Raw genomic sequence first — 17,366 nt, 5'->3', positions numbered from 1 at the left:
TTTATTGTTCTAAATTTGCTTCTAATTTATTTATCTAATTTTGCATCAACTTCAACTGCATTTTTTGGTCTTGTGAAGATAAATAATGTTGAAAGTAATAATACAAATGCTACTAATCCAACCCAGTTACCTACTGACTGGAAAGCATCTCCATATACTGATGATAAATCAACTACACTGTCCAATCCTACAACCGCTAAAACTGCAAGAAGAATACCTATTATACCTTCACCTGCAATCATACCTGCTGCATATAATACGCCTGTGTCAACTGAATCTTTTCTTTCTTTGTCATTTGCATATTTTCTCTTATTTTCCATAATCCATTTAATCACACCACCAACCATAATAGGTGCACTTAAATGAATTGGCAAATATAAACCAATTGAAAATGCTAATACAGGAATTCCAAGAATTTCAACAACTATTGCGATAAACACACCCATGAATATTAATACCCAAGGTAATGTTCCCCCCATAACTCCTTCTACTACCATTTTCATTAAAGTAGCCTGTGGAGCAGGAATCTGTTCTGAGCCAAATCCCCATGCTGCATTTAAAAGATACATAACACCACCAATGGCAATTGCTGATACTACAGCACCAATTAATTCACCAATCTGCTGTTTTGCAGGAGTTGCTCCTACGATATATCCAGTTTTTAAATCCTGAGATGTATCACCTGCCATTGCTGCTACGATACAAATAACTGTTCCAATTGAGATTGCTGCTACCATACCACTTGCACCAGTACTTCCTGTTGCTTTTAAGATAACTGTTGTAACAATTAATGTAGCGATTGCCATACCTGATACAGGATTGTTACTACTTCCTACGATACCAACCATTCTAGATGATACTGTTGCAAAGAAGAAACCAAATACAACAATAATAATTGCTCCTACAAATGATACCGGTATTTCAGGAAGTAACCATATAGCCACTGCTATAACAACGATTCCGCCAAGAACTGCTGACATTGGAATGTCTCTCTGAGTTCTATCTCCTGCTTCACCTTTTTTACCAAATCCTTTAACTGCATGACTAAATGTTTTAACCATTGTAGGTAATGATTTAATTAAGCTTATTAAACCACCTGCTGCTACTGCACCTGCACCGATATATCTGATGTAATTACTCCAAATCTGTCCCGGTGCTAACTGATTAAATGCAATTGCTTTTCCGGCATCGTCGACAACCTTTGAGGCTGCGTCTCCACCAAAATATGCTATAGCCGGTATTAATGCAAGATATGATAATACACCACCTGCAAACATGTAACTTGAAATCTTTATACCACAGATATAACCAACACCTGATAAAGCCGGGAGTACATCCATACCTATGCCACATGTGTAACTTCCCTGCATTGAAAAATCAACTTCACTTGGGAATAATTTTAACCCATCAGCTACAAATTTGTATAATGCTGCAATTCCAAGTCCTGAAAATACTACTTTTGACTTACTTCCACCTTCTTCTCCTGCTAAAAGAACCTCTGCACAAGCTGTTCCTTCAGGATATGGTAGAACTCCATGTTCTTCAACTATTAAGGCTGTACGAAGCGGAACCATAAATAACACGCCGAGTATACCTCCGCAAAGTGCTATTAGGGCTATTGTAATAAATGATGGTTCACTTATTCCACTTCCTTCTTCTGATGCCCAGATAAAAATTGCCGGAATAGTAAAAATTGCTCCGGCTGCTAACGATTCACCTGCTGAACCTATTGTCTGAACAATATTATTTTCAAGGATAGAGTCTTTTCTCATGATAACTCTTATAACACCCATTGAAATAACGGCTGCAGGAATCGAAGCTGATACTGTCATACCTACTCTGAGTCCTAAGTAGGCATTTGCTCCACCAAAGATTACTGCTAAAATAACACCAAGAATAACAGATGTCACTGTAAATTCAGGCACAATTTTGTCTGCAGGAATAAATGGTTTAAACTCATTCTTTTTTTCCATGTTTTATCTCCTGTTCTTTTTTTTATAGCAAAGCTATAATATCAGATGATGATACTAATCTCATATATCATGCATCTTTATATATATATTACTCGAAACTATAGTATACTAAAAATTCATTAAACAAGCCACCTGTTTTATTGTTTTTTATTACTTTTATTTACATTTTTTTTACTTTTTAGTGCGGTTTTTATTTTTTTTTGGTGATTTTATACTGTTTTTTAATGATTTTTTATTACTTTTATCTAATTTCTTTATTTTATCCCTATTAGTATTTTTACCATTTGAGCTGTTATTATTTTGTTTTTCACCTTTTTTGTTTCTTAAATTTCTGCTATTTGTACCCTTATCATTCTTTCCACTATTTTGTCTTTTATTTTTATTTGCACCATTCTTACCATACATCTGTTTTTCCTTAGAAAATTGTCTTGGTCTGATAAGACATTCTGGTCCAAATCCAATTAAATCTTCTCTGCCTGCTATTTGCAACGCTTCCTTTACCAATTCATAGTTAGCAGGATTTCTATATTGCATTAATGCTCTTTGCATTGCTTTTTCATGTGGATTTTTAGGCACATACACCGGTTCCATTGTTCTAGGGTCAACTCCTGTGTAATACATTACTGTTGACATTGTTGACGGTGTTGGATAAAAATCCTGAACCTGTTGTGGATTATAATTTATATCTCTTAAATATTCTGCAAGTTTTACTGCCTCTTTCATATCTGAACCGGGATGAGAGCTCATAAGATAAGGAACTACGAACTGATCTTTCCCTGCAGCTTTATTTAATTTCTTATATTTATCTATAAATTTTTCATACACAGCATTCTTTGGCTTACCCATTTTCTGTAAAACTTTATCCGAAATATGCTCAGGTGCAACCTTTAACTGTCCGCTAATATGATAATCTACCAATTCCTTAAAAAACGTATCATCCTTATCTGCAATAAGATAGTCAAATCTTATTCCTGAACGTACAAATACTTTCTTTACTTTTGGCAGACTTCTTAATTTTCTAAGAAGCGACAAATAATCTTTATGGTCTACATTTAAATTCTTACAAGGTTCCGGGAAAAGACACTGCTTATTTTTACATACGCCACATTTTAACTGTTTTTTACATGAAGGATGTCTGAAATTTGCTGTAGGTCCTCCTACATCATGTATATATCCTTTAAAGTTTGGCATCTCAATTATTTTTTTTGCTTCATTTATAATTGATTCATGACTTCTTGTCTGTATAATTCTTCCCTGATGAAATGTAAGTGCGCAAAAGCTACATCCGCCAAAACATCCTCTACAACTTATAAGTGAAAACTGTATTTCCTGAATTGCCGGAATTCCACCCATTCCTTCATACATCGGATGATAAGTTCTCATATAAGGCAAATCATACACATCATCCATTTCCTGCTGAGTTAAAGGCTCCTGTGGTGGATTCTGTACTACAAAATTTCCATTCGGATATTCCTCTACTAAAGTTTTACCATTAAATGGGTCAGTATTCTCAGACTGAATTTTAAAACTCTTAGCATATTCTAATTTGTCATTTTTCATATCTTCATAAGTTGGAAGAATAATCGGTTCATATACTGAATCTAAATTCTTTGTCTTATATACTGTTCCCGGTATAAAAGTAATGTCATTTACGTCTAAGCCACTATCTAAGGCATCAGCTATCTGAACAATAGATTTTTCACCCATTCCATAAGATATGAGATTTGCCTGACTATCTAACAAAATAGACCTCTTAAAACTATTACTCCAATAATCATAATGAGCCATTCTTCTTAAAGAAGCTTCAATTCCGCCAATTATAATTGGCTTATTTTTATATGTGTGACGTATAAGATTACAATATACTACCGTTGCATGGTCCGGTCTTTTTCCGATTTCACCACCCGGCGTATATGCATCCATTGTTCTATGTTTTTTAGATACATAATAATGATTAACCATAGAATCCATATTTCCGCCCATTACTAAAAATCCCAGTCTTGGTTCTCCTAATATGTTAATACTATTATCATCTTTCCAGTCCGGTTGTGAAATAATTCCAACTGTATATCCGTGAGATTCTAAAACTCTGCTTATTATTGCGTGTCCAAATGAAGGATGGTCAACATACGCATCCCCTATTACATAGATAAAGTCTAACTGCTCTATTCCTCTGTCTATCATATCCTGTTTTGATACCGGTAAAAAACTCATACTTTTATTCCTTATACTAATTGTTTTTCTCTGCTTCATCTAACGATTTATAGCCTGACAGTAAGGCTGTATTTTTTATTGTCATTTCCGCAAGATTTTTGCCTTCTTTTGCAAGATTAATTACAAACTGCCCATACAATTTTAATAATTTTTCTGAATATGTCAACAACTCACCTTTTAAATATGTTTCATAAGATGTGTTATATAAATTATCAGAATCGCTGGTTATGTCTCTTGCATTGTTTGCAAGTTTTGGATATTCTTTTGAAAACTCTTCCATCCAATCAACCTGAATCTTTGCAATTTCATCCACAATTTTTCTTGTCTGCTCTGTTTTTTCAGGAAGCTTATCTGCAAATTCAGCATATTCATCAGGTGCAGTGCTTTCCATCATCCTTGCATATTTTTCCGTAATCATATTCAGACCTTTTTCTTTATTTTCCGTCCACAACTCAAGTATGCATGAAAGCATTTCATTTGTCCATGTCAAATACTGGCTTTTACGCATAATGTAAAACATTGGGAAATTATTTTGACATTCTGCTCTTCCGCCTACATTTTGTACTTTGTCAAATGCTTCAAACTCCAAATCTATAATTTTATCTATTACTTTTTCTCTGTCAAAGGCGTTTTCTTTATTTTTCAAAGTCAGATTCTCCATAATTATTCTTGAATAATTATTTAAAAATGTTGTTGTGCAACTGCCTTCTTCGATAATATTTTGTTTAATAAGCTGCTCTATTATCATCTTGCTGATTATTTCAATTGCTGCAACTTTCATATCATTTTCGTTCTTATCACGACTTGAATATGAATAATCTTTCCAGTTTTCTCTTTGGTCAGGCAAGTCAGCTAAAGCCTTTAATACCGCAGATACCTCCGGCAAAATTTCCAGTTCTTTCATTCCCTTAAGCATCCATTTGTAATATGGAGCATATTTTCTGTTAAGCAAATAAACAATTTTCATTGTATGTTGCATAAATTCTGAAATACAAATATTCGCAGTAACAAAATCTTTTCTTGCCATTGCCCTTTCGTAATTACTCTGACCCGTCTGTGCCATTGCAGCCAATTCTCTTGAAATTTTAACTCTTCTTACTGTTTCCGGAATGTTCGCGAACTCACTTCTTATTGTTGAGAACTTATCTTCATTATCCTTAAATACAGCTCCATTAGTTACTGTCGCTAATTTGTAATCATCAATTTCTATCCATTCTCCTACAGTCTTTGGTGGTAACTTATATCCCGTATATTTTTCATAAAAATCACCTATTTTTGATACGCCACATCTTCCATCAGCTGTTGGTGTTTTATATAATTTTTCATTTTCACTTAAGAACCCATATTTTTTCATAAATTCTTCTTCGTGTTCAGAAATTATTTTTTCATATTCTTCTTCTAATTCTTTGCCTATTGCATCATATGTAGATGTGCTAACCCACATACAAAAACCTGCACCAAAATCATGGTCTCTTGAATATTTGTCATCGAATCCAAACCTCTCCGAGCCCTCACCAACAAGACCTACTGCGATTTTATTTTCGTAGTCAGAAAATTTTTCGTGAATCATCGGTTCTCCATATGTCTCATAAAATTTTCTGCTTAATTCAATTCCATTTTCTATTTTATCTGAATCTAAATTTGTATGAACTCCTAAAATACTGTAAATCTGTCGTAAATTATCTTCTGTTATTTTATATGCAGTTCCTTTGCCCATATTAATTCTTATCTCATCTAAGGCTTCCTCATATAATTTGGCTGCTGTTTCATATTCTCCTATCTGAGCTTTTAATGATGCCATCGCTGATAAAGCAGCACTGTAATGAAAATCTTTTACCTCATCCTGCCTAAAAAGTGCTAATGCTTTATTCAAATGTTTTACAGCTTCATCAATTCTTCCTAACTGAACCAAAGATGCTCCAAGATTAGAATGTGTAACTGCCACCTCTATTCTGGAATCGCTTAGTTGTTCAATAATACACAATGCCATTTTCAAATGCGCTACTGCATTTACATAATCTCCCATTTCCTGATATAGAAGGGCTATATTGTTATTTATGCTTGCCATTCTAAAATCATTTGGTTCAATATTTTTCTCATAAATTTTCATTGCCTCATTGTAAAACATAAGCGACTGTTCAAGTTTACCTGCAGCACGATGGGCATTTGCTATATTTTGCAAAGAAGTAGCATAATCAACCGTTCCTTCAATATTCATTTCTTTCATTAAAGAAAGGCACTGGTTACAGGCTTTTATAGACTTGTCATACTGACTTGTATCTCTGAAGAATCCCATCATTTCATTTAATATGGTAAACTGAGCTGATTTGTCATTTTCTTTTTTTGCATTTTCCATACTTTCGTTTAAAAATGGCTCTACCTCATCTATCGCCTTTTTTGCAAATAATTTATCTAACCCATTTAAAAATGCCTGAATATCCATAGCTCGTCCTTTCCTTTCTTTTCTATTTTATTTACTATATTTTCTCAATCGAATTACATTTAATATATTTCCAACAATAATGAACGCAACAAACATAATTAAATTTGCCACTACTACACTTGCACCTGCCGGTATTGATAATACATATGATGCAATAAGTCCTGCAATAAAATTAATCATCGCTATTACAGCTGAACATATTGTTACACTTAAAAAACTTTTATATACTCTCATTGATGTAAGGGAAGGAAATATTATTAAGCTTGAAATAAGCATCGCTCCCATCATTTTTACACCTATTACTACTGTAACTGCTGTAAAGATAGAAATCAATGTATTATAAAAATTTACTGTAACTCCTGAAGCTTTTGAAAAATTTTCGTCAAATGTAACTGCGAATATTTTGTGATAGCAAAATACAAATACTGTTAATACGATAATCGAAAGTATTACACTCATTTCCACATCATCTTTTGACATTGCAAGAACACTTCCGAACATATAACTGTATACATCTGTGCTTAAACCTGTTGTAAGACTTGTAACAATTACACCAATTGCAAGTGCTGACGCTGAAACAACTGCAATTGCCGCATCACTGTGCATTTTTCCATTTTCAGCCATTCTAAGAAGAAAGAAGGCTGCAATAATTACTACAGGTATCGAAAATTTTATTGGTGCAAATCCGCATGCTACCGCAATTGAAAGTGCCCCAAATGATACATGAGATAATCCGTCTCCAATCATTGAATATCTCTTTAATACAAGACTCACTCCTAAAAGTGCAGCACATAATGCCACTAATAATCCACCTATAAATGCCCTTTGCATAAATGGATATGACATCATTTCTATAATTACTGACATTATTCATTACCTCCTAAAAAAGCATCTGATGTATTTGATTTTTCATATTCTTCTACAGTTCCGTAAAAATATTTCTTTCGTCCTAAATGCAATATTTTATTAGCATAATTTACTGCATTTTCAATATCATGTGTTACCATAATTATCGTAACATTGTCTTTCACATTTAATTCTTTTATTAATTCATACATTTCCTTTGTTGCTGTAGGATCAAGTCCTGTAACAGGTTCATCTAAAATAAGTACATTGCTCATTGCACATAATGCTCTAGCTAAAAGTACTCTTTGCTGTTGCCCTCCTGAAAGTTCTCCGTAACATGTCTTTTTTAAATTAGTTATCCCAAGTTTTTCCATATTTTTCATTGCTTCCTGTCGGTCTGCTTTTGTGTAAAATGGAATTTTTCTTTTATTATTTAAGTTTCCGGATAATACAACTTCCCATACACTTGCCGGGAAATCCTTCTGTATCATTGTCTGCTGCGGAAGATAACCAATCTTTCCTTCTTTTAAATTCATTTTTCCTTCAAGAGGTTTTATAAGACCAAGAATTGTTTTTACTAATGTACTTTTTCCTGTTCCATTTTCACCTACAATACACACATAATCTCCTTTATCAATTGTAAATGATAAATTCGATGTAACTATTTTATTCTCATAACCTAACGTTACGTTTTCACATTCAAATATCATATCAATCCCTGCTCTCTATTTTTTTAATACTTCAAGATTTTTTGTCATCAGGTCTACATAAGTAACTCCACTTTGAAACTGTTTTTCCGTTATATTATGACAACTGTTAAACTCATATGCCTTTGCTCCTGTGTCTTCGCATATTGTATTTGCCACTGCCTTACTGCTTAATTCCAAATAGTAAACCTTATTAATTTTATCTTCGTTTATTTTGTCTATAAGAAACGCTATTGTTCTTGCACTTGGCTCTGTGTCTTCGGCACATCCCGGAAATGCTGCATAATAACTTAATCCATATTCTTTTGCAAAATATAATAATGGAAATTTGTCTGCAAATATAATTTCTTTTTTGTCCATCTTATTTACAATTTTCCTTATCTGTGTATCAATGTTTTGTATTTTTCCTATATATTCATTCGCATTTGCTTTATATATTTCTGCATTATCAGGGTCAATCTTTATCATTTCATCACATATATACCCAACCATCTTCATTGCATTTACAGGTGATGTCCAAATATGCTCATCGTATTCTTTGTCATCATGTGAATGTTCACTTTCTTCGTCATGTGACTGTTCACTTTCTTCGTCATGTGAATGTTCATTTTCTTCATCATGTGAATGCTCACTTTCTTCACTATGACTATGCATTTCTTCACTATGGTCATGGGAATGCTCATATCTCAAATCCATTCCTTCTACCGTTTCTTCTTCCATAACATCAACATAGTCCATCATTCGCATAACTTGTTCATCATTTGACAATGCCCCTAAAACAGAGTCAACCCATGTTTCTAAAGTGCCTCCGTTATATATAAACAAATCCGCATCTTCAATTTTTATTATGTCTTTTGGAGTTGGTTCAAAGGAATGGCTATCTTGTCCCGGTGCCACTGTCATTGTTATAGAAATTCCATCTACTCCTTTTATAACTGCTCTTACAAAATCATAATATGGAAATAATGTAGTTACTATCTTTATTCTTGCATCATCCTGTGGTTCTGTATTCTGTGTAGCTTTACATCCGTTAAACGATACTGCCACAATTATAGATAAGATAATTGTTAATATTTTTTTCATTTTCATTAATCTGCTTACCTGCTTTCCGGCTTTTTTATTAGATTCAATAATTCTTTCTGCCTTCCGGTTTTTTATATAACTCTATTTATCTGACTTTTGACATTTTTCACATTTCCCATAAAATACAGTCTTTTTAGGATTTATTCTGAAATTATGGTCATCACCAATATGTCTGTAAATTTCTTCTAAATGATGGCATTCCATTCTTGTAACTTCCCCACATTCTTCGCATTTTATGTAAAATCCATCTTCAATCTTTTCTTGAGGATTCAAATATTTATAGCATGCTCCTGCCTGTCCTTCTACTTTTAATCTTGTTACAATTCCTGCCTCTTCCATTTTATCTAAATGTCTGTATATTGTAGTCTGTCCAACTGAGTAATTATGTTCTTTTAAGTAATTCCATATATCGTTAACTGTTACATAACCATTAGCATTTGTCTTTATACAATCCATAATGGCACTTTGCTGTTTAGTTTTATAATTTTTATTTCCACTCATTTTATATTCCTGCCTTTCAGAAAATATATATATTTGGTACATTATATTATCATCCAATTTGAAAATCTTTTTCATTTTACTCTTATTTTTTGTTTTAGTCAACGAATTTGAAAATCTTTTTCATTTTGTCTTCGTTTTTTTCGTGTTATATTTTGAAGTATAATTTGCTATCTTGTAATTTAATTTGATGCCAGGGCAAAAGTTCTTTCACTCACTCATAATCAAACTTATGTGAGCTTAAACTTTTTGACCATGACATCTTTAATATGTTATAATCTTTATTAAGTTTTGGCGAAGTGTTATTTATTTAATAATTCTTCACCGACCTGTTACTAAATGATATGAGGTGATTTTATGCGATACGTAAATCTCGAGGCTAATATGCCCTTAAACACTTTGGTAAACCGACTAAAAAAAGCAGAACATTATAATGACGAAGAGCCTTTCGGATATTGGTCTATTGAGACATTTGAAGGTAAAGAACCAGGTGTTCATGTTTCTTATGATGAAGAAAAGAAAAAATTATGCACTTATTACATAAGTGGCAATGAACAAAAGGATTTTATTACATCAATCAACAATGTTTTTACTGGTAAGATTATCGAAAAAGATGGTTTATGTTTTATAAAAGGATTTACTTTTATGTCAGCAATTTTTAATATTGTTGTTATTTTATCCATTGTATCTTTATTGCTAATGTTTTGGTTTATGGATAAGAATCCTAACATAATGATAATTGGAGTAATTTTCTTCATATACTTTTTGTTCGTGAAGGAACACTATAAAGAAAATGGGCGAAAAATTATTTATTTCTTTGGCGAATGTACTCAGAAAAAACAAAAGAAGATTAATCCTAATAAGAAAAAAGGAAAATATGCCAGAAGAAGATAATTTTATAACAAAAAAGGATTGGACCTATATAAATTATAGAATCAATCCTTTTTTAGTTCATTATTCTTTTATATTTATGCTATGGAATTTCGAAATTTTCAGGAAAAGACCACCAAAACAGATTACCGTTGCCAAATAATAACTTCTTGTTTTATTCATCCCAATCTCTTTCTATCTGTTCAAGTACTTCATTAATTTCAGAAATAACTGAACATTTAGTCTCAATTTTCTTATGTTCAATTAATGTTGTACGTATCACTTCTTTATTACTATCATTTACAATTTCACTTAAGTTTTCAACTACTGTCTGTCTGTTTTGATATCTTTTTGAATTTAACATTGATAATAAATTCGCTAAATATTCTTCTATACCTAAACTATATAAAACACTAAATATATATATTCTCGCAAACTCAACTTTTTCATTTAACAATCTACGTTTCAAAAATTCAATTAAATCATGCTGCTGATTTATCTCAATCGCTACATCTCCCAATGATGCTATTGCATATCCTCGTACCAAACCACTTGTATCTTTTTCTCCTATATTCTTTAGTAATTTATAGGTTTTTAAGGATTTACCATTACATAATGAATCACATGCTTCCATTCTCACAAATAGATCATTATCATGAGCTAATCGTTGCAATATTTTTTCTCCTTCTTTCAAATTCGAATTAACTAATACTCTAGCAGCGAAACCTCTATTATTACAACTTCCCTCGACTGAAATCTCTTTCAATCTACAAAAATCTTTCTCATCAATGCCTTTCTCATCTGACTTTTCCTTTAAATCAATTAAGAATATTTCCTCAATTATATCATTAATTCTATAAATTACTGACCCCGCTGTTTCAACTTTCTTATGCTCTAATAAGGCTGTAATAATCTCATTTTTATTGCTATCATCAAAAATTTCATGTAAACTTTCAACTACCGAATGTCTATTCTCATATTTTTTTGAATTAAACATAGATAATAAATTTTTCAAATATTTCTCTCGTCCCAATTTATATAAAGCAGTATATGTATTTATTCTTGTAAACTGAACTTTTTCCTTTATTATCCTTTCTTCCAAAAATTCAATCAACTCATTTTCCCTATTAATTCTATTTGCAATATTTTCTAATGACAATATTGCATATCCCCGCACCAAACCACTTGTATCTTTCTTTGCAATTTCTTTTAACAGATTATATGTATCAACAGATTCACTTATGCACAATGAATCACATGCATCTGTCCTTACCAGCCAATCATGGTCTTTAGTTAATCGTAACAATATCTGTTCGCCTTTTTCATCACTAGACTCTACTAGAGTTTCTGCAACAACAGCTCTAATATAGGCATCTTCATCATAAGATAATTCACTTAATATACTATAATCTTTTTCATCAAAATCTTCCACGTATGATTTTTCTTGTAGATATGTCAACAGCTCACATTTTTCTTTAAAATTCATCATTGTTCCTTCCTCAACCATTAGAATTTCATTACATTCTCCTGTAAAAAAATCCCCAAACAACATCATATTGAAATGTCAGATTCTATCTGATACATCAATCTGGTTCTGTTCAGAGATTAAGTCATTTATTAATGTTTTTCACAATACAATTTATCATTTATTTTAAATTTATTGTATCATCAACTATATTAATTCACAATAAAAAAAGTAAAATGTAGCATAGTAGCTATAATATAAAAAAAGGTTAAAATGATGTTATACATCATTCTAACCTTTTTAATTACTAACAATCAAGTTACATTTCTCAATGCTATTTTACATGTGAATAAATCTGTTCTTTTAACTGTGCAATAATGTTTTCAACTTCTGTTACTGCATCATCTGTAGGTGTCTTCTGCTGAATGCTCTTATCTCTTGTTGAGATTTCTACAACACCTTCTCCCATATTTCTTGGACTTACTACAACACGTACAGGCACTCCAAGTAAGTCAGCATCTGCGAACATAGCTCCCGGTCTTGCTTTTCTGTCATCATATATTACTTCAATGCCTTTATTCTGAAGTGTTTCATATAAATTATCTGCATAAGCCTTACATTCTTCATCATCACTTCTTAAGCAACAAATGTGTACCTGCCATGGAGCAATTGTAATTGGCCAGATTGGTCCGAAGTCATCATGTCTTACTTCGCAAATTGAAGCTGCCATACGACCTACACCAATACCATAGCATCCCATGATAGGATACTGTGTTTCTCCATTTTCATCAGTATATGTAAAGTTCATAGCCTTTGAATACTTTGTTCCTAACTGGAATATATTACCAACTTCAATTCCTCTTGAAATTGTAATTGTTTTCTTTCCACACTGTGGGCAGATTCCACCTTCGGCAATTTTTGCCAAATCATAATATTCAACATCTCCACAGTCTCTTTCAACATTAAATCCTGTATAATGAGTGTCAACTTTATTAGCACCTGTTACAAGATAATCAATTCCTTTTAATGAACTGTCAAAGAACACAGTTACTTTATCAGAAATACCAACAGGTCCGATAAATCCTGCTGTTAATACACTGTCATCAACAATATCAGCCGGATGAATGTCACAACCTACTACCTTTGTAAGTTTAGCTTCATTTATATCTAAATCTCCTCTTATAAACGCAACAACAAATGTGTCATCTTCATTTCTCTGATATACAACAGCCTTTGCAGTATTTTCTGCAGGTATTTTTAAGAAATCACAAAGTTCTTCTATTGTTCCTGCATGAGGTGTTGAAACTTCCTTCAATTCTTCTTTTGGAAGTTTGTTTTCATTTTCTACAATTGATTCTGCTGCTTCTACATTTGCACTGTATCCACATTCAGGACAAATTGCTATTGAATCTTCCCCTGCCGGTGTAAGAAGCATATATTCATGAGAAATATTTCCACCCATCATACCTGAATCAGATTTTACAACTGCTACTTCAGGAATTCCGCATCTTGCAAAAATTCTGCAGTATGCATCATAGCACTTGTGATAGTACTGTTCCAAATCCTCCTGTGATGTATGGAATGAATATGCATCTTTCATTGTAAATTCACGTACACGGATAAGTCCTGCTCTAGGTCTTGCCTCATCACGGAATTTTGTCTGTATCTGATAAATCATAAATGGATATTTTGCATAACTGTTAGCGTATTCTCTTACTAACTGAACTGATGCTTCTTCGTGTGTCATTCCAAGAACCATCTTACTTCCTGTTCTGTCTGTAAATCTTAAGAGTTCTGAACCTACACTTTCATATCTTCCTGATTCTTCCCAAAGACTACCCGGTAATGCAACAGGGAATAAAACTTCCTGTCCATCAATCTTATCCATTTCGTCTCTGATAATTGCTTCTATTTTCTGTGAAATTCTCTTCATCGGCGGAAACTGTGAATAAATTCCATTTGCTACATTTTTAATATAGCCTCCTCTAACCATAAGTGCATGACTGTCAATCTGACAATTTGCAGGTCTTTCTTTAAATCTGTCGCCAACTAATTTTGATAATTTCATCGTTCTCTCCTTCACTAATGTAAATTCTGGCACAATGTGCTATGTCTTTAACTGCTTTATTTTAATATATATTTATAAAAAAATCAATGGGAGAGAACAGTTAGTACACTTTATTCTATGGGTGATGAGAATTAGTATACTTTATTATTTATTTCTAAGTATGCTAAAGGCTTCATATACATTTACTTTACCATATCCCCATTCTTTAGATGGATAAACTATGTTTCTATCCCTTATTGCCCCTCTTATTAAAAAGTTTTTTATATAATTTGTTTTCATTTGAGTTTCATTTTTTTCCACTATTCCCCACTGCATAAGTTGTGCACAGTTTCCTGCAACTAAAGCTGCTGCAACCGATGTTCCTGACTTTCGCACATAATTATTGTTTATTCCGGGTCCATAGACATTTACACCAGGTGCAGTAATATCCGGCTTAATTTCATTTGTTCTGGTAAAACCTCTGCTTGAATCTGTAAATAACGCATTTGTCATATTATCATATGCCGCTACCGTTATTGTAGCCTGAGTTGTCGAAGGAACTGTCAAAGTTATATCAGGATTTGGTTTTAAGAAATATGTTTCTTTGTCTATAAATTGCTTTATGGGAAGCCAGATATTGTAATCACCTTCTAATATATTATTTCCATATACCCTGATTATCCACACTCCGGGCGTAGGGTCTATAAATCTCATAAATATTAGTTCAACACCACCGCCTGCTTCAACAAGACTATAACTGATATCTATTTTACTTTTTTCAAGCAAAAATTCTACCGTATCACTTTGCCCTACTCTTGCCGGAATCCTTGATATCATTTCTCCCGAAGGCGAAATAAAAGCAACCGATATTATATCCGGTGAATTTCCCCAAAGTTCCATTGTAAATCCATTTGTTCCTTCGCCCACCCTAAGTTCTACATCTTCATATTCTTTATTTAACACGCTGCCTTTATAATGAAGTCTTGCATTTCCTTCATTTCCTGCGCAAGTAACTACGCAACATCCAATCATTTCACCCAAATCATTTAATTGTTGGGATAAAGCTGAACCTCCGGACCTTTGACCACTTCCTGTACCTAAACCTAAAACCAAAACAAGTGGTTTGCTTTCTCTTCTTGACAGATTTCTCAAATATGTCACTGCCTGCATAATATCATTTTCCTGATATACATCCTGAACATTTTCCTCTATGAGATAGAAATCCCTAAGATATTTCTTTGCTTTTTTTAATTTTACAACCGCAATCTGACTTTCATTTGCTGCACCAATAAAATTATTTTCCACATCCTCACTTCCACATGCCACTCCTGCCATAAATGTTCCGTGCCCCTGTGTATCTTTAGTTGGAACAATCGAATACGGATTTTCACTTTGCAATGCCCTGTCAATATCTTCCCTTGTATACTCACTCCCAAATTCTATTCCTTGCGGGTGAGTTCCACTCTGATCACTTTGATCCCATATAGATAAAATTCTCGTCCTACCCGTAACATTTTTAAATATGTCATTTGTATAATCAATTCCGGTATCTATAAAACCAACTATTACACCATTTCCTGTTAAAGATGTGCCTCTTACTCTTTGCAGTCGCAATGCTCCCGTTGCTTCGACTGCAGACGTATCCATAAGTCCAAAAAGTTTGGGAATTGCAATATATGTATCCTCACCCACACTTATCGGATTTATTTCAGATAATGGATAATATATGGCGGAAAATTTATACCCTATATCCTGTATGCACAAATCTTTATATTCCTGCCGTGCTTCATTTTCCCTAAATCCAATCTCTATTATAAAATCAGCATAATCTTCCGATATAATTCTTTCCGCACATTCACTCATCATATTTTCTGATGCCATTGCCTAATGGCTTTGGTCATCTTCCTCTCCAATATTATTTTATAAAGTATATGATTATTTTCTCTTTAAAATTCAATCTATTGTATATTTCACAAAAGCTATTTTTTATTTTTGCTCAATAAAAAAATATCAGATAGTGACCACACTCACCGTTCGGTTATAAACTTTGATTTCCCATGCCTGGCAAGAAACAATTTCTTCTTTCACACTTGGCGGGGAAAAAAAAGAATTCACATCAGCATATACCAACACGAATTCTTTTTATTGTGATTAATTTTATTTATTATTTTAATTCATTTTTTTCTATTGAATCTAATTTTTTATTTAATATTCCTACCATCTGTGTTAACTTTCTTACTCGAACAGCTAATCTTGAAACTGTTGTTGTAAGTACAAATATTAAAATTAATGCAAATACAAATCCACATAAGAAAATCATATTTACAGGAGAATATACTCCCATTAAATCTGATATTTTTGCTATTGCATCAGGAATCCAGACTAAAATTATAAGTCCTATTAACACAATAAACCATGGCAATGATAATTTTAAATCAAGTTTTCTCTTTCTGACCATATTATATATAATGCAAAACAACAATAAAAATACTACTGTCATTACAATCTGTAAACGAATTGTCATATTCTACCTCCACTTCTCAACCAAAATTGCTATGGATACTTTTATCATATAGTATACCGAATGTCTAACTGATGAAAGTGATGAAACGCCTTCTGCTCTCTCTCTCATAATTACCGGAACTTCTTCAATCTTTCTCTTATGTCTTATAAGACGAACCGTACTTTCCGGTTCCGGATAATCTATAGGATATTCTTTGGCAAACATTTCAATTGTTCTTCTGTTACACATTCTCATACCTGAAGTAGGGTCTGTTATTGTCTTTCCTGTAAGCAAATGAATTAAAAATGTGAAATATTTTATTCCTACTCTTCTGATAAACGATGACTGAAATCCTTCTTTTTCAATAAATCTTGAACCGATTACCATATCACATTCATTTTTCACAAGATAATCTGCCATCTCATTTAGGTATGCTGCATCATGTTGTCCATCTCCATCAAACTGTACTGCTATATCATATCCATTCTGAAACGCATATAAATATCCGGTCTGTACAGCTCCACCAATTCCCAAATTCAATGGAAGATTAATTACCTTTAATCCATTCTCTACACATACATCATAAGTATTATCTGTTGAGCAATCATTTACAACAATATAATCAAAACCCTGTGCATTGTCTTTAATATCTTTTACAGTATTTACAATACTGTCCTTTTCATTATATGCAGGAATAATTACCAATTTCTTCATGCA

Annotated in this window: 13 protein-coding genes; 1 reads left to right on the top strand and 12 read right to left on the bottom strand. The window is 32.7% G+C overall.

Annotated features, from left to right (window positions below):
- Positions 1 to 26: 26 nt before the first annotated feature.
- The 7 genes from ABMA45_RS09760 to ABMA45_RS09730 all read right to left on the bottom strand — a co-directional run bounded on the left by ABMA45_RS09760 (position 27) and on the right by ABMA45_RS09730 (position 9,767).
- The gene (locus tag ABMA45_RS09760; RefSeq protein WP_022089702.1) at positions 27 to 1,973 is read right to left on the bottom strand and encodes an OPT family oligopeptide transporter; all 1,947 of its coding nucleotides are present in this window, start codon (positions 1,971 to 1,973) and stop codon (positions 27 to 29) included.
- 171 nt (positions 1,974 to 2,144) lie between these two features.
- Positions 2,145 to 4,187 (bottom strand): YgiQ family radical SAM protein, encoded by a 2,043-nt coding sequence (locus ABMA45_RS09755; protein WP_022089701.1) that lies wholly within the window; start codon positions 4,185 to 4,187, stop codon positions 2,145 to 2,147.
- 16 nt (positions 4,188 to 4,203) lie between these two features.
- Positions 4,204 to 6,630 (bottom strand): DUF4125 family protein, encoded by a 2,427-nt coding sequence (locus ABMA45_RS09750; RefSeq protein ID WP_022089700.1) that lies wholly within the window; start codon positions 6,628 to 6,630, stop codon positions 4,204 to 4,206.
- Between the two features lie 27 nt (positions 6,631 to 6,657).
- Positions 6,658 to 7,497 (bottom strand): metal ABC transporter permease, encoded by an 840-nt coding sequence (locus ABMA45_RS09745; RefSeq protein WP_022089699.1) that lies wholly within the window; start codon positions 7,495 to 7,497, stop codon positions 6,658 to 6,660.
- Positions 7,497 to 8,186 (bottom strand): metal ABC transporter ATP-binding protein, encoded by a 690-nt coding sequence (locus tag ABMA45_RS09740; RefSeq protein ID WP_022089698.1) that lies wholly within the window; start codon positions 8,184 to 8,186, stop codon positions 7,497 to 7,499. Before ABMA45_RS09740 ends, ABMA45_RS09745 begins: the two co-directional genes overlap by 1 nt.
- Before the next feature lie 15 nt (positions 8,187 to 8,201).
- The gene (locus tag ABMA45_RS09735) at positions 8,202 to 9,266 is read right to left on the bottom strand and encodes a metal ABC transporter substrate-binding protein (protein ID WP_347996138.1); all 1,065 of its coding nucleotides are present in this window, start codon (positions 9,264 to 9,266) and stop codon (positions 8,202 to 8,204) included.
- Positions 9,267 to 9,347: 81 nt separating this feature from the next.
- Complete coding sequence (locus tag ABMA45_RS09730; protein ID WP_022089696.1) at positions 9,348 to 9,767, bottom strand: Fur family transcriptional regulator; 420 nt, start codon at positions 9,765 to 9,767, stop codon at positions 9,348 to 9,350.
- 354 nt (positions 9,768 to 10,121) lie between these two features.
- Between ABMA45_RS09730 and ABMA45_RS09725 the strand changes: the two genes are divergently transcribed.
- Positions 10,122 to 10,658: a hypothetical protein gene (locus ABMA45_RS09725; RefSeq protein WP_347996284.1), complete on the top strand. Its 537-nt coding sequence runs from the start codon at positions 10,122 to 10,124 to the stop codon at positions 10,656 to 10,658.
- A gap of 151 nt (positions 10,659 to 10,809) precedes the next feature.
- Here ABMA45_RS09725 and ABMA45_RS09720 read toward each other — a convergent pair whose 3' ends face one another.
- The 5 genes from ABMA45_RS09720 to ABMA45_RS09700 all read right to left on the bottom strand — a co-directional run bounded on the left by ABMA45_RS09720 (position 10,810) and on the right by ABMA45_RS09700 (position 17,363).
- On the bottom strand, positions 10,810 to 12,123 hold the full coding sequence (locus tag ABMA45_RS09720) for a HEAT repeat domain-containing protein (RefSeq protein ID WP_158562624.1): 1,314 nt from the start codon (positions 12,121 to 12,123) through the stop codon (positions 10,810 to 10,812).
- 310 nt (positions 12,124 to 12,433) lie between these two features.
- A complete protein-coding gene (locus tag ABMA45_RS09715) occupies positions 12,434 to 14,167 on the bottom strand; it encodes a proline--tRNA ligase (RefSeq protein WP_022089693.1) in 1,734 nt (577 codons plus the stop codon).
- 144 nt (positions 14,168 to 14,311) lie between these two features.
- The gene (locus ABMA45_RS09710; protein ID WP_022089692.1) at positions 14,312 to 16,027 is read right to left on the bottom strand and encodes a S8 family peptidase; all 1,716 of its coding nucleotides are present in this window, start codon (positions 16,025 to 16,027) and stop codon (positions 14,312 to 14,314) included.
- A 283-nt stretch (positions 16,028 to 16,310) separates the two neighbouring features.
- Positions 16,311 to 16,670 (bottom strand): DUF2304 domain-containing protein, encoded by a 360-nt coding sequence (locus ABMA45_RS09705; RefSeq protein WP_022089691.1) that lies wholly within the window; start codon positions 16,668 to 16,670, stop codon positions 16,311 to 16,313.
- Positions 16,671 to 16,673: 3 nt separating this feature from the next.
- Complete coding sequence (locus ABMA45_RS09700; protein ID WP_022089690.1) at positions 16,674 to 17,363, bottom strand: glycosyltransferase family 2 protein; 690 nt, start codon at positions 17,361 to 17,363, stop codon at positions 16,674 to 16,676.
- Positions 17,364 to 17,366 lie beyond the last annotated feature (3 nt).

Source organism: Eubacterium sp. CAG:156 (genome assembly GCF_000434315.1).
Taxonomy (GTDB): Bacteria; Bacillota; Clostridia; order Lachnospirales; family Lachnospiraceae; genus Eubacterium_U; species Eubacterium_U album.
The sequence above is the reverse complement of the archived record's forward strand: the minus strand, read 5'-3'. Positions and strand labels throughout refer to the sequence as shown.